This is a genomic window from uncultured Rhodococcus sp., from assembly GCF_963525155.1.
In the GTDB taxonomy this organism is placed as follows: Bacteria; Actinomycetota; Actinomycetes; order Mycobacteriales; family Mycobacteriaceae; genus Rhodococcus_F; species Rhodococcus_F qingshengii.
This window is the reverse complement of the sequence record NZ_CAURKP010000004.1, coordinates 78104-96673: the sequence shown is the minus strand read 5'-3', so window position 1 is coordinate 96673 and position 18570 is coordinate 78104. Positions and strand designations below refer to the sequence as shown.

20 protein-coding genes are annotated in these 18570 nt (G+C 63.0%); 9 read left to right on the top strand and 11 right to left on the bottom strand.

Annotation, left to right across the window (positions count from 1 at the left end; translation table 11 throughout):
• Positions 1 to 108 precede the first annotated feature (108 nt).
• Positions 109 to 1500: an MFS transporter gene (locus RWT78_RS02060; protein ID WP_020968263.1), complete on the bottom strand. Its 1392-nt coding sequence runs from the start codon at positions 1498 to 1500 to the stop codon at positions 109 to 111.
• A gap of 173 nt (positions 1501 to 1673) precedes the next feature.
• Here RWT78_RS02060 and nhaA point away from each other — a divergent pair, with 173 nt between their 5' ends.
• The 3 genes from nhaA to RWT78_RS02045 are packed head-to-tail and all read left to right on the top strand — an operon-like array spanning position 1674 to position 4465.
• Complete coding sequence (gene nhaA, locus RWT78_RS02055) at positions 1674 to 3008, top strand: Na+/H+ antiporter NhaA (RefSeq protein WP_007732414.1); 1335 nt, start codon at positions 1674 to 1676, stop codon at positions 3006 to 3008.
• Positions 3005 to 3514 carry a phage holin family protein gene (locus RWT78_RS02050; RefSeq protein WP_007732413.1) on the top strand — a complete coding sequence of 170 codons (510 nt, stop codon included), beginning with the start codon at positions 3005 to 3007 and terminating at the stop codon, positions 3512 to 3514. The genes nhaA and RWT78_RS02050 overlap by 4 nt, the downstream gene beginning before the upstream one ends.
• Before the next feature lie 15 nt (positions 3515 to 3529).
• Positions 3530 to 4465, top strand: a complete 936-nt coding sequence (locus RWT78_RS02045; protein WP_007732412.1) for an alpha/beta fold hydrolase — start codon at positions 3530 to 3532, stop codon at positions 4463 to 4465.
• Positions 4466 to 4468: 3 nt separating this feature from the next.
• On the opposite strand, the gene RWT78_RS02040 is transcribed toward RWT78_RS02045, so the two are convergent.
• From RWT78_RS02040 to nth, 4 genes are read right to left on the bottom strand one after another with little or no spacing between them, the layout of a single operon-like run.
• On the bottom strand, positions 4469 to 5659 hold the full coding sequence (locus RWT78_RS02040; protein ID WP_314673479.1) for a MarP family serine protease: 1191 nt from the start codon (positions 5657 to 5659) through the stop codon (positions 4469 to 4471).
• Positions 5656 to 6375, bottom strand: coding sequence for a CoA pyrophosphatase (locus tag RWT78_RS02035; protein ID WP_314673478.1), 720 nt, complete (start codon positions 6373 to 6375; stop codon positions 5656 to 5658). The genes RWT78_RS02040 and RWT78_RS02035 overlap by 4 nt, the downstream gene beginning before the upstream one ends.
• On the bottom strand, positions 6372 to 7025 hold the full coding sequence (locus RWT78_RS02030) for a TlpA disulfide reductase family protein (RefSeq protein WP_003943500.1): 654 nt from the start codon (positions 7023 to 7025) through the stop codon (positions 6372 to 6374). Before RWT78_RS02030 ends, RWT78_RS02035 begins: the two co-directional genes overlap by 4 nt.
• A gap of 6 nt (positions 7026 to 7031) precedes the next feature.
• Positions 7032 to 7817, bottom strand: coding sequence for an endonuclease III (gene nth / locus RWT78_RS02025; RefSeq protein WP_003943471.1), 786 nt, complete (start codon positions 7815 to 7817; stop codon positions 7032 to 7034).
• An 80-nt stretch (positions 7818 to 7897) separates the two neighbouring features.
• Here nth and RWT78_RS02020 point away from each other — a divergent pair, with 80 nt between their 5' ends.
• From RWT78_RS02020 to RWT78_RS01995, 6 genes are all read left to right on the top strand, one after another.
• Positions 7898 to 8170 (top strand): hypothetical protein, encoded by a 273-nt coding sequence (locus RWT78_RS02020; RefSeq protein WP_019746620.1) that lies wholly within the window; start codon positions 7898 to 7900, stop codon positions 8168 to 8170.
• 255 nt (positions 8171 to 8425) lie between these two features.
• Positions 8426 to 9100: a Crp/Fnr family transcriptional regulator gene (locus RWT78_RS02015; protein WP_003943506.1), complete on the top strand. Its 675-nt coding sequence runs from the start codon at positions 8426 to 8428 to the stop codon at positions 9098 to 9100.
• Positions 9101 to 9229: 129 nt separating this feature from the next.
• The gene (locus RWT78_RS02010) at positions 9230 to 9700 is read left to right on the top strand and encodes a nuclear transport factor 2 family protein (protein WP_314673477.1); all 471 of its coding nucleotides are present in this window, start codon (positions 9230 to 9232) and stop codon (positions 9698 to 9700) included.
• A 15-nt stretch (positions 9701 to 9715) separates the two neighbouring features.
• The gene (locus RWT78_RS02005; protein ID WP_314673476.1) at positions 9716 to 10276 is read left to right on the top strand and encodes a TetR/AcrR family transcriptional regulator; all 561 of its coding nucleotides are present in this window, start codon (positions 9716 to 9718) and stop codon (positions 10274 to 10276) included.
• Positions 10277 to 10361: 85 nt separating this feature from the next.
• Positions 10362 to 11654 (top strand): carboxylesterase family protein, encoded by a 1293-nt coding sequence (locus tag RWT78_RS02000; RefSeq protein WP_314673475.1) that lies wholly within the window; start codon positions 10362 to 10364, stop codon positions 11652 to 11654.
• A 50-nt stretch (positions 11655 to 11704) separates the two neighbouring features.
• Positions 11705 to 12631, top strand: a complete 927-nt coding sequence (locus tag RWT78_RS01995; protein ID WP_003943516.1) for a LysR substrate-binding domain-containing protein — start codon at positions 11705 to 11707, stop codon at positions 12629 to 12631.
• Positions 12632 to 12691: 60 nt separating this feature from the next.
• On the opposite strand, the gene RWT78_RS01990 is transcribed toward RWT78_RS01995, so the two are convergent.
• The 6 genes from RWT78_RS01990 to RWT78_RS01965 form a co-directional block, all read right to left on the bottom strand.
• Entirely contained in the window at positions 12692 to 14050 is a 1359-nt protein-coding gene (locus RWT78_RS01990; RefSeq protein ID WP_314673474.1) for an MFS transporter, read from the bottom strand.
• Between the two features lie 184 nt (positions 14051 to 14234).
• The gene (locus RWT78_RS01985; RefSeq protein WP_003943486.1) at positions 14235 to 15230 is read right to left on the bottom strand and encodes an amidohydrolase family protein; all 996 of its coding nucleotides are present in this window, start codon (positions 15228 to 15230) and stop codon (positions 14235 to 14237) included.
• A 3-nt stretch (positions 15231 to 15233) separates the two neighbouring features.
• On the bottom strand, positions 15234 to 15755 hold the full coding sequence (locus RWT78_RS01980; protein ID WP_003943511.1) for a 3-hydroxyanthranilate 3,4-dioxygenase: 522 nt from the start codon (positions 15753 to 15755) through the stop codon (positions 15234 to 15236).
• Positions 15752 to 16204 carry a RidA family protein gene (locus RWT78_RS01975; RefSeq protein WP_003943520.1) on the bottom strand — a complete coding sequence of 151 codons (453 nt, stop codon included), beginning with the start codon at positions 16202 to 16204 and terminating at the stop codon, positions 15752 to 15754. Before RWT78_RS01975 ends, RWT78_RS01980 begins: the two co-directional genes overlap by 4 nt.
• Complete coding sequence (locus tag RWT78_RS01970; RefSeq protein WP_314673473.1) at positions 16201 to 16974, bottom strand: fumarylacetoacetate hydrolase family protein; 774 nt, start codon at positions 16972 to 16974, stop codon at positions 16201 to 16203. Before RWT78_RS01970 ends, RWT78_RS01975 begins: the two co-directional genes overlap by 4 nt.
• 42 nt (positions 16975 to 17016) lie before the next feature.
• Positions 17017 to 18492 (bottom strand): 2-hydroxymuconic semialdehyde dehydrogenase, encoded by a 1476-nt coding sequence (locus RWT78_RS01965; RefSeq protein WP_314673472.1) that lies wholly within the window; start codon positions 18490 to 18492, stop codon positions 17017 to 17019.
• Positions 18493 to 18570: the final 78 nt, after the last annotated feature.

The following is an 18570-nucleotide window of genomic DNA, read 5'->3' as shown; positions in this document are numbered from 1 at the left end:
CGACCCCCCCCCCCCAGCCCGGTCCGATTGCCCGGCCCGCACAGCTCCCCTCAAAACCGGCGTGCCCATGTAAACCCGGGGGGGGTTAAAAACGGCCCCACAGCAGGGTTATGCCCCTACATCGTCGAGCGACTCACCCTTCGTCTCACGCATGACCAGCAGCGCGACAAAAGTCAGCGTCGCCGCTACGAGAAGATAGATGCCGACCCAACCGACGCCGTAGTTCTTCGCGAGGTAGACGGCGATGAACGGCGCCACCGCTGCGCCCAGAATACTGGCCGTGTTGTACGCGATTCCCGAGCCCGTGTAGCGGACGTTGGTCGGGAAGAGTTCCGGGAGAACGGCACTCATCGGGCCGAAGGTCAGGCCCATGAGCAGCATGCCCACGATGAGGAACGCCAACATGCGACCGTCGTTCATTCCGTCCGGTTCGAGGAAGACACCGAAGGTCAAGCCGAACACCATGATCAGACCGGTGATGATCAGCAAGGTGATACGACGCCCGTAACGGTCGGCGAGCCAACCCGAGACCGGCACGGCAGCAGCGAAGAACACGACTGCGATCAACTGCAGGACAAGGAAATCGGTGTACTTGAAGCCCGCACCGGTTCCACCGTCGGCCGCCGTCTTGCCGGTTCCGTGGCTGAGAACCCAGGTGGTCATGATGTAGAACAGCGTGTACGTCGCGAGCATCACGAACGTACCGATGATCAGCTGACGCCAACTGGTCTTGAACACCTCGGCCACCGGAGTCTTGACCTTCTCGCCGCGCTCGACTGCGCGCGCGAACACCGGGGTTTCCTCGAGCTTGAGCCGGACGTACAGGCCGATCATCACCATGATTGCGCTGAGCAGGAACGGAATTCGCCATCCCCAACTCAGGAAGGCACCCTCGAGGTCCGGGCTGGAATTGTCGTGGTTCATGAACAACGTGATGATCAGGAACAGTCCGTTGGCCATGAAGAAGCCGATGGGCGCACCGAGTTGCGGCCACATCGCCGCCCAGGCCCGCTTGCCTTCCTTGGCGGTCTCGGTCGCGAGCAGCGCCGCACCCGACCATTCGCCGCCGAGCCCGAGACCCTGGCAGAAACGCATGAGCGCCAACAACGCCGGGGCCAGCAGTCCGATCTGGTGATAGGTCGGCAGTAGTCCGATGAGGAAGGTCGCTATGCCCATCGTCAGCAACGAGCCGACCAGAGTTGCCTTGCGTCCGACGCGGTCACCGAAGTGTCCGAAGAGAATCGAACCGAGGGGACGGGCGACGAACGCGAGTCCGAACGTCGCCAACGACGCGAGAAGCGCGGTGGTGTCGTTGCCCTTCGGGAAGAACAGGTGCGGGAACACCGATACTGCCGCTGTTGCATAGATGTAGAAGTCGTAGAACTCGATGGACGTACCCACCATGCTGGCGACCACGATTCGGCTGCGCGGCACTCCGGCGACGGTATCTGCGTCGCCGCCCTCCGGCTTGGGTGGATTCTCACTGACTGACGTGCTCAAAACATGCTCCTGCGCCGTTATACGAAAGATGTCCAATTGGTGGGATAGTGTCCCAATCAGTAGGAATTGAACACCCGCGGGGTTTTCCGACGCAAATTCGGTTCGCGAATTCGGCACAGCGGGCAATCCGCGATAAAATTCCGTAAAGGTGAGCCGGGAAGTCTGGTCGGCACGTGCATTCGATGCGTCACAACGTCGATCACGTTCATGTCTGTTGCATCCGAATTCGGTTGCACGAACAAAGGTCGTCCCCACGCGTGATCTCCACCCTGCGTTCCGAACTGTCCCGCTACCTCCGCACCGAAACGGTGGGCGGATCGATCCTCCTGATCGCTGCCGCCCTCGCTCTGATCTGGGTGAACTCTCCTTTCGGTGAGAGCTACATCGCACTACGTGACTTCCAGATCGGTCCGTCCGCACTCCATCTCGACCTCAGCTTGGGCACGTGGGCGCAGGACGGACTGCTTGCCGTCTTCTTCTTCGTCGCCGGCCTCGAACTCAAACGTGAACTGGTGGTCGGCGAACTCGCGGACCGCAAAGCCGCGATGCTCCCGATCATCGCGGCGTGCGGCGGCGTCCTGGTCCCCGCGATCATCGCGGCGTCCATCGGTTTCGGCACGCCCGGCATGGACAAGGGCTGGGCCATTCCCGTCGCGACGGACATCGCTTTTGCCCTCGGCGTGCTCGCGCTGACAGGCTCGAAGATCCCGGCGAGCGCCCGAGTTTTCCTGCTCAGCCTGGCCGTCGTCGACGATCTGCTCGCGATCATCCTCATCGCCGTACTGTTCACCGGTTCCCTCGCGATGTTGTGGCTGCTGACCGCGGCCGCAGCCCTGGCTGCCTACGCCTACGCCCAACACAAACGCATCACGACGCCGTTCCTCTACGTCCCGCTGGCACTACTGACCTGGTACGCGATGCACGAAGCGGGGATACACGCCACACTCGCGGGCGTCGCGCTCGGCTTACTCACCCGGGTGAGGCGCGATCCGGACGAGGAGTACGCGCCCGGTAGCCGTCTCGAGCACCGTATTCAGCCCTACTCTGCAGGCTTCTGTGTCCCCGTCTTCGCACTGTTCGCCTCCGGTGTTCCGATCAACGCGGCGGTGCTCGGCGACATTTTCACCGACCCCGTCGGGCAATCGGTTGTCGTCGGTCTTCTGGTCGGCAAAACCGTCGGAATCTTCGGAATTTCCCTGCTCGCGATCAAATTGGGGATAGCAACCAAACCCAAGACACTGGAATTGAGAGACATGTTTGCCCTCTCAGTTCTCGGTGGCATCGGGTTCACCGTTAGCCTGCTTGTAGCAGACCTCGCATTGGACGGGGTCGGCGATGGCAGCGAGGCCGAGATAGCGAAGGCCGCAGTTCTCGTGACATCGTTGGTGGCATCGCTGATCGGATCAGCGCTGCTGTGGCGACGTGGACGAGTTCATGCGGCTCGAGACGACGCTTCCACCGCCATTGCCACGGACGCGAGAGAACTACCTGGAGAGGTCGACAAGTGAGCTTGACCAACGGAGAGAGCCAGCGCTTCACCGGAGATGGAGTACCGAACACGGTCTCGTCCATCCCTCTCACCGATGTGGACGCCCGCACGCCGGGCGAGGCCACCATCGGGGCCCTCGTCAAGGACGCGACCGCACAGGTCTCCACCCTCGTGCGCGCCGAGGTTGAACTTGCCAAGGCCGAGGTCACGGGCGAGGTCAAGAAGGGTCTGCAGGGCAGTGTCTTCTTCATCCTGGCCTTCACGGTTCTGCTGTTCAGCTCGTTCTTCTTCTTTTTCTTCTTGGCCGAGATGCTCGACACCTGGGTGCCGCGCTGGCTGGCGTTCCTCATCGTCTTCCTGATCATGGTGGTGACCACCGCGATTCTGGCGCTGCTCGGTTATCTGCGCGTGCGCAAGCTGAGGGCTCCGGAGAAGACGATCGAATCGCTCAAGCAGGCCAAGAACGTCATCCCCGGCAGCCATGACGACGCAAAGCCGTCGGTCGATTTCAACGCGCGCCGGTAGCGAGTCTGATCGAAAGTGGCAGCCCCAGATCCATCCACCGTCAGGTTCGACGGCCCCTGGATTCACCGGGACATTCACGCCAACGGCATCCGGTTTCACGTCGTCGAGGTAGGCGACGCGGAGCCGGATGCTCCGTTGGTGGTGCTTCTGCACGGATTCGCCGACTTCTGGTGGTCCTGGCGCCATCAATTGACGGCACTGTCCGAGCAGGGCTTCCGCGTCGTCGCGATGGACCTTCGTGGGTACGGCGATTCCGACAAGCCCCCTCGTGGCTACGACGGTTGGACGCTCGCCGGTGACGTAGCCGGCCTCATTCGTGCGATGGGTTACGGCAAGGCCACGCTGATCGGTCACGCCGACGGCGGGTTGGTGTGCTGGGCGACCGCGCTCCTGCATCCACGCCTGGTGCGGTCGATAGCGCTGATCTCGTCTCCACACCCGATGGCGCTCAAGAAAGCAGTCGTCCGCGACCCCTATCAGCGCCGCGCGCTTTTGCCCTCGTTCCTGGCCTATCAGGTACCGCTACGCCCGGAACGTCGGTTGACGGCCGACAACGGCGCCGAAGTGGAGCGTCTGGTTCGCTCGCGGTCGGGCCCCACCTGGCCGCAGCAACCCGAATTCGCAGACGTCATGAGCAAGATGCGGTCCGCGATCCGGATCCCGGGCGTCGCGCATTCCACGTTGGAGTACCAGCGTTGGGCCTTCCGCAGCCAGCTCCGCCCCGAGGGCCGACGTTTCATGCGTTTGATGGATCAGGTTCTTCGCATTCCGATCGTCCAGATTCACGGCGAACTCGACCCGTACGTGCTCACCCGTACCGTGCGTCGCGACAAGCACTGGGCTCCCGGCGAGAAACTGCGCACCATTGCCGGAGTCGGTCATTACGCGCATCAGGAAGCCCCCGAGCGCGTCAATCGCGAACTCGGGGACTTCCTCCTTACGGAGAAGTGACCGCTACAGGATGCACGCGCCCGTCGGTACGGGCGTCGATGCCGAGGCAGCCGCGTTCAACTGGCGCGAGACTTCCTGCGCGGTGAGGACGAATCCGGTGTCACTGTCGTCGACGGCAGCGCCGAACACGACGCCGAGGACCCGCCCCTGATCGTCGACCATCGGTCCACCCGAGTTGCCCTGCCGGATGGATCCGCGGACGGTGTAGACCTCACGCTGGGTGGTTCCGGCCTTGTAGATGTCCGGCCCGTTCAGGTTCAGGACCTCACGAACGCGGGCTGCGCTGGCCGTGTACGGACCACCGCCGGGGAAACCGAGCACCAACGCGTTGTCACCGGTCCGAGCCTGCTCCGGAGCGAACGGCAGCACCGGCGCGTCCAATCCGGGAACCGCCAGAATCGCGATGTCCACGGCGGAGTCGAAGAGAACCACCTGTGCGGGCAGTGCGCCCTCCATGGTGTCCACGGTGATGCTCTCGGTTCCGGCAACCACGTGGGCGTTGGTCATGACGCGTTCGGGGGCGACGATGAATCCGGATCCCTCGAGCGCGCGCTGGCAACTCGGTGCGACGCCGTTGATGCGGAGAACACTCGGACGCAACTGCGCCGCCAACGGACTGGCGAGAACGCTCGCGTCGGGTGCTTCGACCTCGGTGATGGGCGTGCGCCCGAACGGGCCGATGACGTCCGGCAGGCCGGAGGTGTCGAGCAGCGCCGAGAACTCGGTCGGGATGCGGCGCAGCCACTGCGGCGCCACTTCGTCCACGCTGGCGAGAACGTCCGAACCACGAACAGCTGCGGCAATGTTCGGCTGCGACGAGGAAGTGAGCGGAATCGCGAGCAACCACGCCGCGACCACGACAGCCACCGCCTGTAGACCCGCACCGATGACGCTGTCGACGGATCGCGCCGTCGGACTGTGCATTCCGCTGCGTGCCGCGCGTCCGAGCACCATGCCGGCGACCTCGCCGATGATGACCAACACCACGATCAGCGAGATGCCCGCGAGGATGCGCAGCTTGCCTTCGGTGACGTGCACGAGCAGGTGCGGCGCCAACAGAATCCCGGCGACGGCGCCGAGGATCACGCCGACGAACGCCAGCGCCGACGCCACCGCGCCCTGACGCCATCCGGACGTGGCCGCGATGAGGGCGACCAGAACGATGGCGATGTCCACCCAACGAGAACCTGTCATCGCGGCACCGCCGAATCCTCGACACCTTCACCGAACTCGGACAGCGCTGTGTCCAGGTCTCTCACGTCCTCGTAGTTCCACGGAATCTCCCAGCCCGACACCGTGAACAGCGCCGCGAGGATTCCTGCTGTGAACCCCCAGACCAGCATGCCGTCGACGCGGAACGCCGGGCCCTGGTACCCGAGGGGATGGCGAACCTGAAACCGGTTGTCGGGGTCGAGCAACGTGCGCAGCGGCACCCTGGCCACCCGTCCGACCTCGCCCTCGTCCTGAATGCCCACCGTCGTCGGCTGCTCCCAGTAGCCGAGCACCGGCGTCACGTCGAAACCCGACGGCGGGATGAAGATCTCCGGCAGCACGGTGAGCGGCTGAACTCCGCTCGGATCGAGCCCGGTCTCTTCCTGCGCTTCACGCAGCGCGGTGCCGACGGGGCCGTCGTCGCCCGGATCGGCGGCACCGCCCGGGAATGCGACCTGTCCGCTGTGCTGACGCATCGTCGACGCCCGTTGGGTCAGCAGGACGTCTGCGCCCTCCGGCAAGCCGCCGACGGCGAGAGGGTCGGCCTCACGCGGTCCGCCGAAGAGCACGAGCACCGCGGCCGGACGCGTCACGGTGCCGCGCGGCGCGCGACGCTCGAGGACGGGGTTGTTCCGATGGGGATCGGGGGGCTGAGTGCTGGCGACAGCGCGCAACCACTCGGGAACCGGTGTACTCATACGACGACTCCCAGATATTGCGCCGCAGCGGCGGCGATCTCGTCCGCACTGCGGAAGGGTTGGGGCAAGACCTTGGCGACTGTTCCATCCGCGCGCACGAGCACCGACACCGGCAGCACCGGCGGTGCGCCCACTGCGATCCGTACCTTGCCGTCACCGTCCTGGACGCCGGGCAAACGCACCGAGTAGTCGATGAGTCGCGTCAAAGCGTTCTCCTGATTCGGATCCGAATGCACGGTCAGCACGTTGATGCTGCCGTCGGCGCGCTCCGCGAATTCCTGAAGGTACGGAAGCTCTTCGGCGCATGGCGCGCACCAGTACGCCCACAGATTGAGCAGAGTCGGCTTTCCGCCCACCGCTGCGGCAAGGTCGACGGGCGCTCCGTCGGAGACGCAGTCGAGGGTGATTCCGGCGAGAGCCGAGCCGGCAGGCGCTTCGCCGGTCGGAGTCGGGCAGGAAGCCAGAGCCGCCTGGCTACGGAGTTGATCGAGCGATTCCGACGACGGAGTGAACGTCGGCGGCTGATACGCGGACGAGGACGGGCCCGTCGAGGTGGGCGTCGTGTCGTCTCCCCCGCGCGGCCAGATCGCCACGACGAGAGCCGCGACGACCACGAGCGCAGCGAGAGACCATCTTCCGGCACTTGTCATCGGCGATCACAACCCTGCCAGGGCGAGCAGATGATCGGTCTCGGGGCCTTTCACCAGGGCCGCGGCCTCGGTTTTGTCGGTCGGGCCGAGACCGTACGACGGGCAGTCCTTGGCCAGAACACACACACCGCATGCGGGCTTGCGCGCGTGGCAGACCCGTCGGCCGTGAAAGATCACGCGATGCGAGAGCAGAGTCCATTCCTTACGTTCGATCAGTGCCCCGACGGCGTGTTCCACCTTGACGGCATCTTCTTCCTCGGTCCACTTCCACCGACGCACGAGCCGACCGAAGTGGGTGTCGACGGTGATTCCCGGAATGTCGAAGGCATTGCCCAGCACGACGTTCGCGGTCTTGCGTCCGATGCCTGGGAGTTTCACCAGATCTTCGAGCTTGTTCGGGACCTGCCCGTCGTGGCGTTCGAGTAGCGCCTGACCGAGTCCGATCAGCGACGTCGTCTTGTTCCGGTAGAAGCCGGTGGAGCGGATGTACTCCTCGAGTTCGGTCCGATCGGCTTCCGCGTATGCCTTTGCGTCGGGATAACGGGCGAAGAGTGCCGGCGTGACCATGTTGACGCGGACGTCGGTGCATTGCGCCGACAGGATTGTCGCCACTGCCAGTTCCAACGGAGTCGTGAAGTCGAGTTCGCAGTACACGTGTGGGAAAGCCACAGCGAGCTCACGATTCATCCGACGCGCCCGGCGTACCAATCCGAGGTGTGATTCTTCCTTCCGCGCACCCCCCGAACGCGGTTTCTTCCGCTGCTCTGAACTGCCTGTCGGGGTGGTCTGCACTCAGACAACTGTACGGATACGACATGAGTGGAGACTCCGTCGTGTCGATTCTGAGACCTTCGACGTGTTTACTTCCCCCTATGCAAGGACTCGCAGTAATTCTCTTTCCGCTACTGCTTATGCTCTTTGCCCTGGCGATGGAACGAGTCGAAGGGCGATTGCGTCGGCTCTCGGTCCAAGAGCATGAAGTAGAAGACTTCCTCGACCAGGCAAGTCACGACGACGTCGCCCGCCTGGCAAGCGATGGGTTTCCCCATGCGTTCGCCCGCTTCCACCGGAAGCGTAAGGGCCGTCAGTCGGAGGCTCCCGAGAGCGCCAGCCTGGGCGAAATCCGGACACAACGGGCAAGTTGACGGCCATACAAAGTAGTCACCGCAGCGGATTCCGGAAGAATTTTCGGCTCTTACGTGGCATCAATCACTCGTCGCGAGCTAACGGGACGTAGACTTCGATGCCGTACCTGTTGCATTGAACACAGATTGCATTGGACACAGTGTCTCACTCATGAGGGCTGAGCCTGTGTACGACGGTTTGTGCGCAGCGAGGGTACAAAGATAGATAGCGCAAAAATGACACCACAAACGAACAAATCCCAACAAGGAGCGCACGTGGACGACGTCCTGGCAAGAGCCGGCATCTTCCAAGGAGTCGAGCCCTCAGCGGTAGCGGCGCTGACAAAGCAGCTGCAGCCCGTCGACTTCCCCCGTGGACATGTCATCTTCAACGAAGGTGAACCCGGTGACCGCCTGTACATCATCGTGTCCGGCAAGGTGAAGATCGGTCGACGCTCACCCGACGGTCGCGAGAACCTGCTGACGATCATGGGCCCGTCCGACATGTTCGGCGAACTGTCCATCTTCGACCCCGGCCCCCGCACCTCGACGGCTACGACCGTCACCGAGGTTCGCGCCGTGAGCATGGACCGCGACGCTCTCAAGGCATGGATCCAGCAGCGCCCCGAGATCGCCGAGCAGCTTCTGCGCGTTCTCGCCCGCCGTCTGCGTCGTACCAACAACACCCTGGCCGACCTGATCTTCACGGACGTTCCCGGCCGTGTCGCCAAGGCGCTCCTGCAGCTCGCGCAGCGCTTCGGCACTCAGGAAGGTGGCGCCCTGCGCGTCACTCACGACCTCACGCAGGAAGAGATCGCCCAGCTCGTCGGCGCTTCCCGCGAGACCGTCAACAAGGCGCTCGCTGATTTCGCACACCGCGGATGGCTTCGCCTCGAAGGCAAGAGCGTCCTGATCTCGGATTCCGAGCGCCTCGCTCGTCGCGCGCGCTAGCTCTTCCTGTTCGACTCTTTCGGCCGCTCCCGCTTCGGTGGGGGCGGCCGAAGTCGTTCACTGGACTCTTGTTGTACCTATCGGTAAAATCTGTACCGATAGGTACATATCTGATCGAGAGGCCCCGCAATGACCGTCCGAGCACCGATTCCGCCCTTCACTCACGAAACTGCCGTCCAAAAGGTCCGCCTCGCCGAGGACGGATGGAACTCACGCGATCCGCACAAGGTGTCGCTGGCCTACACGCCGGACAGTTGGTGGCGTAATCGGTCGACGTTCGTCACCGGCCGATCCGAGATCGTCGAACTTCTGACCGAGAAGTGGACCCGCGAACTGGACTACCGGTTGATCAAAGAGTTGTGGGCACACGGCGACGACCGCATCGCAGTGCGATTCGCGTACGAGTGGCACGATCACGACGGGCAGTGGTTCCGCTCCTACGGCAACGAGAACTGGGAATTCGACGCCGACGGACTCATGCACCACCGTCATGCCAGCATCAACGACGTTTCCATCGAGGAGTCCGAGCGAAAGTTCTTCTGGGATCCGACCGGACCACGCCCGCACGATCATCCGGGCCTGAGCGAGTTGGGTCTGTGATGAAAGGATGAATCCATGGCCAGACAGGTAGCTGAACGCTCGGACACGATTCCCGCTCTCGCGAACGTGTTTCGAACCTACGGGTTCGACGGAGCAAGCCTGGCCGTCATCACCGAACACACCGGTTTGGGCAAAGGCAGTCTCTACAACTTCTTTCCGCGCGGGAAGGAAGAGATGGCCGAGGCGGTGCTCGACGAGGTCGACGGATGGTTTCGCAGCGAGGTCTTCGAACCTCTTCGAGCAGAATCGGTTCCACCGAGGCAGCGCATCCAGAGCATGTTCGCTACCGCGGGCGACTACTTTCGGTCAGGGCAACGCATTTGCCTGTTCGGCGCATTTGCACTCGGTGAAGAGCGAAACCGCTTCGGCGCCAGGGTCCGAACATACTTCGACGAATGGACAGCGGCTCTCGAGGCGGCACTCGTCGGTGCCGAAGATTCCATCGGACTCGCCGAAGAAGCCGTGGCCGGGATCCAAGGGGCGATCGTGCTGTCCCGGGCACTGGACGACGGTTCCGTATACAGCCGAGTGACGACGCGACTCGAAGATCGACTGGTACAGGCACTCACGCCGTAACGCATACCGCACGACCACAAAGGCATTTGTGCCGCGGCATCCACCTGGCATGCTCGAAAAAGCATGCACAAGAAGAAAGGAACCCATGCCCTCGTTCGAGACGGTGATCGCATCCACCCCTTCGGGGAAGGTCCGCGGCCGAAAGCGTGACGGTTCCTACTACTTCGGTGCGATCCCCTACGCCAGCGCACCGCGCTTCGAGAAGCCGCGACCGGTGGAACCGTTCTCCGACGTCTTCGACGCCACAGCGCTTGGAACGGTCTTCCCCCAACCACCTTCACGACTCGAACGCATCATGGGGCCACCGCTCCCCGAACCGGGGCACAGCGAGGACAGCTTCACCGTCACCGTCACAACCCCGTCGCTGACCGGTCATCGCCCGGTGATGGTGTGGCTTCACGGTGGCGGGTACTCCAGTGGCGGCGGCTCACTCCCCTGGTACGACGGCGGCGCTTTGTCAGCCGAGGGCGACGTCGTCGTGGTGTCGGTCAACTATCGCGTCGGCGTGCTCGGATACCTCCTCCTCGACGGCGTCAGCGAAGGCAATCTCGGGGTACACGATCAGATCGCGGCGCTCGAGTGGGTGCGCGAGAACATCGAGGCATTCGGCGGCGACCCAGACTCGGTCACCGTATTCGGGCAGTCGGCCGGCGCTCATTCCATTGTGAATCTGTTGAGCAGTAACAACTCTCGAACCCTGTTCCATCGAGCAATTCTGCAGAGCACCCCACGGCCGGACCTCAACTTCACGCAGGCTGCCGCGATCGAGAACGGGGAGACGTTTGCCCGACTGCTCGACGGAGATCCTCGGACCGCGCCGCTCTCCCACATTCTCGACGCATTCCGCGGCACGGCTGTCGAGTTCAGCCGGCGGTCCCCCAATGTCGTGCAACCGCCCTTCGCGCCGATCTCCGAACTGGAACCGGTGATCCGAACTTTCGAAACAGCGCTTGACGTCATCGTGGGATACACCCGAGACGAGGGATCTGCTTTCGTGCGCGACGTAGCGGGAGTACCCGATCCCGAACACGTCGCCGAAAAGGCACTGACACAGAACATGTTTGCCGAACCGGCAATGGAGCTGGCCGAGACCTTCACAGCGGCCGGCGCGTCGGTGTACACGTATCGCTTCGACTGGGCACCGACGGACGACGTCTTCGGGGCCACTCACTGCATCGAACTACCCTTCGTGTTGGGAACCGAGCAGTCCTGGCAGGGCTCACCGATGCTGGGCAGCAGCGGCTGGCAGAGCATCGACGCACTGGGCCGTCGGATACGCCGGCACTGGACGTCGTTTGCGCACGCGGGAAGTCCGGACAGCAGCGAAACCTGGGAGAAGTACACCTCGTCCCAATCGATCGGAATCACCTTCTCCTGAGCAACTTCGGGCGCCTACCCACCCGGAGAAATCCCGTCTAGGATTGCTCCATGGACATGCCCAAGCTCCTCGACGGGCGACTCAAACTCCGCCATCTCCTGCTCGTCGACGCATTGAGCCGTCAGGGCAGTGTGGTCGGCGCCGCTGCCGCACTTCACATCACGCAACCTGTCGCGACTCGGAGTCTGCATGACATCGAGTCCATTCTCGGTGTCTCGCTCTTCGACCGCGGGCCACGCGGCATCACCCCGACCATTTTCGGCGAGGCCTTCACAACTCATGCACGGGCCGTGATCGCGCAGCTGACCGAAGCCGGGCGACACGTCGTCGAACTTGCCGACGCCAATCGCGGAACCGTCATCGTGGGAACACATCTCGCCGGATCCAACGTGCTGCTTCCCGGCGCTATCGCGCGCCTGAAGGTTCACCACCCGTTGCTCACCGTCGTCGTGCGCGAAGGTACGCCAGAGCAGTTGCTCACCGATCTGGAAGCGGGCCGAATCGACCTGATCGTCGGCCGGCTCACCTCACCTACCGATGACACCGCGACAAGACGGAACCTCTACGCCGAATCCGTCGAACTCGTCACCCGCGTAGATCACCCGCTCGCTCACCGCGAGGACGTCCAACTCGAAGAACTACGCGGCTTCCCCTGGATCCTTCCCGGGGTCGAGACAGTGCTCCGCCGCGAACTCGAGGAGTTCTTCGCCCGCAACGGCTTGCCGTTGCCCGAAAATCGGGTCGAGGCAACCTCTTTCCTCACCGTGCGTCAGCTACTGGTCGAGACCGACATGATCGCGGTACTACCGAGCCTCATCCCCCGCGACGACGCGCGCTTGACCACCCTGTCCATCACACTCGATCCGATCGGGCACAGCGTCGGCATCACGTCGTCGGCGACTCGCACGTCGAGTCCGTCCGCGCAGGCCCTGATCGCGACGCTGGAGTCCTTTGCAACTGAGCTCATGCGACCGTGAAACGCCGATCGGCCCGTTTCCCTCCCGAGGGAACGGGCCGATGTCGGATCAATCCAGTACTCAGGCGTTTTCGGAGACGCGAATCTCCTCGTGCTCCAAGCCCCGCGACGAATCGGGGACAATCTTGAACAGTGCGATGGCGCCGACCAGGCTGATCGTGCATATCGAGGCGAGATACCAGGTCACACCAACCGAAGATCCGGTGGCGTCCAGCAGTGCGGTGGCGATCATCGGTGCCAGTCCACCGCCGAGAATCGCACCGCTCTGGAGGATCAGAGACGAGCCGGAATAGCGGACCTTGGCCGGGAAAGTGTCGGCGATGATGCTGCCCTGGACACAATGTGTGACCGGAACGATCAGGCCCATGCCCAGGAACGCGATGACGGCGACCATTTTGTTCTCGGTGTTGAGGAGCGGGAAGAACACGATGCACCACAACAGGATTGCAGCTGATCCGCCGATGAACATGTGCCGACGCCCGTACTTGTCGGCGATCTTTGTCCAGAACGGGATGGAAAGGAACCACAGGACTGCTGCCGCGGTCACGCTGAGCACCAGGAATTGCTTGTCGTAGCCCAGGTGTTGAGTTCCGTACGACAGGGTGAACACCATGAAGGCGTACGCCACGGCGGAGTTCGCCAAGCACGCGGCAAGCGTGAGAGACAAACGGGGGAAGCCGACCTTGAGCGACTCACGCAGCGGGAAGCGGACTATTTCGCCCTTCTCCATGATCCCGGCGAATGACGGCGACTCGGTGACGCGCAGGCGAATCACCAGACCGATCGCCACCAGAACGAAGCTGAGCAGGAACGGGATTCGCCAACCCCACGAAGCGAATGCCGAGTCCGACATCACGGCGTTGGTCGTCAGGAAGATGCCGTTGGCGAGAACCAGTCCGGCGGGTGTGCCCATCTGCGGGAAACCTGCATAGAGATTCTTCTGCCCTGCCGGCGCGTGCTCCATCGACATGAGTGTCGCGCCGGCGCCTTCACCGCCCAGACCGATGCCCTGAACGACGCGCATTGCCACCAGGAGGACGGGCGCCCAGAAACCGATGGAGTCGTAGTTCGGGATGAGGCCGATGAGTGTGGACCCGACGCCCATCATCACCAATGAGACCACGAGCGTGGCCTTGCGCCCGATCCGGTCACCGAAGTGCCCGAACACGAGTCCACCCACCGGCCGTGCAATGAACCCGACGGCGAAGGTGCTGAAGGCAGCCAGCGTGCCGGCCGTGGGGCTCAGGCTCGGGAAGAATTGTTTGTTGAAGATCAACGCGGCAGCTGTGCCGTAGAGGAAGAAGTCGTACCATTCGAGAGTTGTGCCGGCCAGGGTTGCCATGGCAACGCGGCTACGGGCCGCTTTCTCCGGCAACGGCTTTCCGTCGCTCGTAGTGCTGTTGGATATCTTGTCTGACATCGCGGAACCTATCGATTGGATGGGGCAGGCGGACGATGAAGTCTGTAGTCACCGACCCCGTCTTCGGGATTGTCGGTATCACGAGCGTCGTCGATCGTTGTGTGTGGAATTGTGCTCGCTCGAGACATGACTCACAAATGCCGAATTCACCGTCCGCCATACCGGAAAAGGTATAGCCGGGGCCTCAGACGAGACCCAGGAAGCGTTCGGCATTCCCCCGCGAAATCAGTTGGCGCGCAGTATCGTCCAAGAACTCACTCTTGCGAACCACCTCACCGACCGGACGCTCCCCCAAGGGATACGGGTAATCACTACCCACCATCACACGGTCCACCCCCACCGTGTCCACCAACAGTCGCAGCGCACGCTCGTCGAAGACGACGGAATCCACGTAGAACCTTCCCAGGTAGTGCGAAGGCGGGAACTGCGACGTACCGATGATGTCGTTGCGGCCGTGCCAGGCGTTTTCCATCCGGCCCAACCAGAACGCGAAAGATCCACCACCGTGCGCAAATCCGATCTTGAGACGATCGTCGATCTTGTCGAACACACCACCGAGAATCAGTGCGAGTATCGACAGGTGCGTTTCGGCCGGCATCGCAGTGAGCCACTGCGCCATCCAGCGATCGAGGCGCGGAGAGTTGGCCATGTCCCACGGGTGCACGAATACCGGCACGTCCAGCGACGCGCAGTGCTGCAGGAACGTCACCACGCCCTCGCTGTCGAGGTCCAGATCGCCGACATGATTGCCGATCTCGACACCGCGGTGCCCGTTCGCGATGCACCGCTCCAACTCACGGCACGCTGCGTCGGTGTCTTGCAGAGGCACCTGGCAGAACGGAATCAACCGATCCTTCGCCGGCTCCACGATCTCGAGTGCGAGGTCGTTGAAGATCCGTGCAATGCGACTTGCCTGCTCACCGCTCCGGCCGTAGTTGAAGAACGCCGGAGTAGGTGAGACGACCTGCGTCTGCACGCCGTCGGCATCCATGTCCCGAAGCCGCACCTCGGCGTCCCAGGCATCGGACTGGATGCGACGGAACTCCTTGGTGCCCATCATTATCATTGCTTCGGTTTCCGACTCGACCTTCAGCCACGGCGCTTGCGATCCCGCGTCTTCGGTCAGATCCGGCCACCCGTTGGGCACGTAGTGGGTGTGGATGTCGATCAGGTTGCTCATAGCTCAGCCCTTGCCGGGATGGAGCGTGCCGCACTTGTCACACGTGCGGGCTTCTTCGCTCTCGTAGAACTTGACGAACACCGGCGGAAGGTCGGCCACGATGTCGCGCACCTGAAGTTCGACCTCGTGAATCTTGTGATCACATTCGAGGCAGTACCACTGGAACTTCTCGAGCGTGCCTTCCTTGCGGACGCGTTCGATGACCAGGCCGATCGAGCCCGCGGTGGGACGCTGCGGCGAATGCGGAATGTCTCCTGGCAGCAACCAAGTTTCACCCTCGCGAATGTCGACGCGCTGAGGACCGTCTTCGGTCATGACATTGACGTGGATGTCGCCTTCGAGCTGGTAGAACCACTCCTCGTACGGATCGAGGTGGTAGTCGGTCCGCTGGTTGGGGCCGCCGACGACCTGCACGATGAAATCGTCTCCGAGCGCCATCGTCTGATTGTTGACTGGCGGCTGCAGGAGGTGGCGGTTGTCGTCGATCCACTTCTTGAAGTCGATGACGGGAGGAATCGTGGTCATGATGCATTCTCCGTATCTTCGGACGCCGAGCGTCGGGAGGCGGGCACGTACGCCACGCCGGAAATTTCGATGAGCAGGTGAGGGTGGGGCAGCTGGTGAACAGCCACAGTCGTTCTCGTCGGACCGTTTTCGTCGAACAGTTCGGCGTACACCTCGTTGTATCCGCCGAAGTCGTTCATCGATACCAGGTACGAGGTGACCTGAACCAGATCACTCAGTTCTCCACCCACTTCGGCGAGAATCGCCGCGATGTTCTCGATGACGGCACGCGTCTGCGCCCGAATGTCGAGCGCCGTGGTCCCCATCTCGTCGACCTCGACGCCGACAAACGTGTTGTCGGGTCGACGCGAACTGGTCCCGGAGACATAGACGAAATCGCCGACCACCTTGACGTGGGGGAACTTTCCGCGCGGCTTCGCCAGCTTCTCGATGACCTGCGCCCCACTCATCGCTTCACACCTTTCACCGTGACGGTTCCGAGTCCGTCGATCGTGCACTGTGCGACGCCCTCGTCGAGTCGCACAGCTGCTGTGGCGGCACCGGCCAGAATTACCTGCCCGGCGCGCAACGGGATTCGGCGTCGACGAGCGATGTCGAGCAGTGCGTGCAGAGCTCGCACCGGATCGCCGAGAATGGCCGACGTGGAACCGACTACCGTCTCGCCGCCGACTTCCATACGTACGGAACGGTCTTCGACGTTCTGTAGCGGCAGCCACCTCCCGATCACGTACCCGGCAGCGCTGGTGTTGTCAGCGACGACGTCGGTGTAGGTGAAGCGGAAGTCGCGGTACCGCGAGTCGATGATCTCCATTGCGGGAGCCAGTGCGTCGACGCAGGTTTCAATGTCGACGTTCGGATCGTCGAGATCGACGTCCTTCGACAAGCGGTATGCCACTTCGGGTTCGATCTTGGGATGAATGAACGTCCTCAGGTCGACTTCGCCGCCGTTGCTCACGCACATCGCGTCGGTCAACTGACCGACGATCACTTCGGAGACACCCATCTGCGCCATCTTCGCTTTGCTCGTGAAGCCGAGCTTGATGCCCACAATCGATTCACCACGGTTGGTGCGCCGTTCGAGGAGTTCGTTCTGGATCCGGTAGGCCTGGTCGATGTCGATGGTGTGTTCGTCGGCGAGGCTCGGGGTGTCGGTGCGCGTCTGCGCAGCGTCGTCGAGGCGACGCGCGAGCGCGGATACGGTGTCTTCGGGGGCTGTCATCACGCCTCGCTCATTTCTGGAAAACTTTTGCGGTTTCGATGTTCACAGTTGCACACATACATTCGTCGGTTCGGTGTAGAAGTGCAGCGAGGACTCGCCGCCCTCACGTCCGATGCCGGACAGGCCCATGCCGCCGAAGGGAGATCGCAGTTCGCGGGTGAACCACGTGTTGACCCAGGAGATTCCGACGTTCATCTTCTGCGCGACGCGGTGTCCGCGGCGCAGGTCGTTGGTCCACACGGAGGCAGCAAGGCCGTACTCGGTGTCGTTTGCGAGGGCGATCGCTTCGGCTTCGGTCTCGAACGGAATGAGTGCTGCGACGGGTCCGAAGATCTCCTCACGCACGGCGCGATCCTTGTTGGTCAAGCCTGTCCACAGGGTGGGTTCGATCCAGGATCCGCCCGACAGTTCCTGTCCGAGGTCCGGAATACCGCCGCCGGTCAGCACTTTCGCGCCTTCCCGCTCGGCGATCTCGAAGTAGTCGAGTACCTTCTTCCGGTGTGCCTGCGAAATGAGCGGTCCGGTCGTCGTTGCATCGAGCGTCGGGTCGCCCAGACGCAGTCCTGCTGCCCGCTCGACGAGTCCACCGGCGATGTCTTCGAAAATGCTGCGGTGCACGTACACCCGCTCGGTGCACAGGCAGACCTGGCCGGTGTTGGTGAACACCGACTTGGTCAGACCCGTCAGAGCCTCGTCGATGTCGACGTCGCCGAACACGATCGCGGCGTTCTTGCCGCCGAGCTCGAACGAGACCGGACGGACCCGCGGGGCAACGGTTTTCATGACATGCGAACCCGTTGCCGAAGATCCGGTGAAGGTGACGCCGTCGATACCGGGGTGCGTGGTGAGGAACTCGCCGGCCGAGTTCGCACCGAATCCATGGACGACGTTGTAGACGCCGGCAGGCAGGCCGACCTCTTCGAGCACCTCGGCCAGCAACGACGCAGTCGCCGGGGTTTCCTCGGAGGGCTTGACCACCACGGAGTTTCCGCACGCGAGCGCGGGCGCAACCTTCCAGGTCAGGAGAAGCAGCGGCAGGTTCCACGGAACGATCACGGCGACGACGCCGAGCGGCTTGCGGATCGCGTAGTTCAGCGCCTGCTTGCCGCCCGCGAGGTCCGTGACAAACGATTCCTGTCCCGCCGCGGCGACGATGTCGGCGAAGGTGCGGAAGTTCGTCAGGGCGCGCGCGACGTCGAGTTCGCGTGCCTGCGTGATCGGCTTGCCGGTGTCCGCCATCTCTGCGGCGACGAACTCTTCGAATCGCTCCTCGATCCGGTCGGCAGCGCGTCGCAGCAGAGCCGTCCGCTCTCGAACCGGCGTATCGGCCCAACCGTTGTCCAGAGCACGTCTGGCAGAGGTCACGGCCCGATCGACCAGGGCCTTGTCGGCCTCGTGGACCCGGGCGAGAACACGGCCCGTTGCTGGGTCGACCTGATCGAAGCTCGACGACTCGTCGGGTTCGACATAGGAGCCATCCACGTAATTGCGGATCCATCCGTCGCATTGTGAGGTCATGGACTAACTATTGGCCCGTGACCCATATCAAACAAATGCAAAAACTGCCGCCAGCTATACCTCGATCGGCATAGATGG

What these genes read in the sequence shown, in the direction of transcription:
- RWT78_RS01965 (WP_314673472.1), bottom strand. Translation starts at nt 18,492, where the DNA reads ATGACCTCACAATGCGACGGATGGATCCGCAATTACGTGGATGGCTCC.
- RWT78_RS02010 (WP_314673477.1), top strand. Translation starts at nt 9,230, where the DNA reads ATGACCGTCCGAGCACCGATTCCGCCCTTCACTCACGAAACTGCCGTC.
- RWT78_RS01970 (WP_314673473.1), bottom strand. Translation starts at nt 16,974, where the DNA reads ATGACAGCCCCCGAAGACACCGTATCCGCGCTCGCGCGTCGCCTCGAC.
- RWT78_RS02005 (WP_314673476.1), top strand. Translation starts at nt 9,716, where the DNA reads ATGGCCAGACAGGTAGCTGAACGCTCGGACACGATTCCCGCTCTCGCG.
- RWT78_RS01990 (WP_314673474.1), bottom strand. Translation starts at nt 14,050, where the DNA reads ATGTCAGACAAGATATCCAACAGCACTACGAGCGACGGAAAGCCGTTG.
- RWT78_RS02030 (WP_003943500.1), bottom strand. Translation starts at nt 7,025, where the DNA reads ATGACAAGTGCCGGAAGATGGTCTCTCGCTGCGCTCGTGGTCGTCGCG.
- RWT78_RS02000 (WP_314673475.1), top strand. Translation starts at nt 10,362, where the DNA reads ATGCCCTCGTTCGAGACGGTGATCGCATCCACCCCTTCGGGGAAGGTC.
- RWT78_RS01995 (WP_003943516.1), top strand. Translation starts at nt 11,705, where the DNA reads ATGGACATGCCCAAGCTCCTCGACGGGCGACTCAAACTCCGCCATCTC.
- RWT78_RS02035 (WP_314673478.1), bottom strand. Translation starts at nt 6,375, where the DNA reads ATGAGTACACCGGTTCCCGAGTGGTTGCGCGCTGTCGCCAGCACTCAG.
- RWT78_RS01985 (WP_003943486.1), bottom strand. Translation starts at nt 15,230, where the DNA reads ATGAGCAACCTGATCGACATCCACACCCACTACGTGCCCAACGGGTGG.
- RWT78_RS02040 (WP_314673479.1), bottom strand. Translation starts at nt 5,659, where the DNA reads ATGACAGGTTCTCGTTGGGTGGACATCGCCATCGTTCTGGTCGCCCTC.
- RWT78_RS01980 (WP_003943511.1), bottom strand. Translation starts at nt 15,755, where the DNA reads ATGACCACGATTCCTCCCGTCATCGACTTCAAGAAGTGGATCGACGAC.
- RWT78_RS01975 (WP_003943520.1), bottom strand. Translation starts at nt 16,204, where the DNA reads ATGAGTGGGGCGCAGGTCATCGAGAAGCTGGCGAAGCCGCGCGGAAAG.
- RWT78_RS02020 (WP_019746620.1), top strand. Translation starts at nt 7,898, where the DNA reads ATGCAAGGACTCGCAGTAATTCTCTTTCCGCTACTGCTTATGCTCTTT.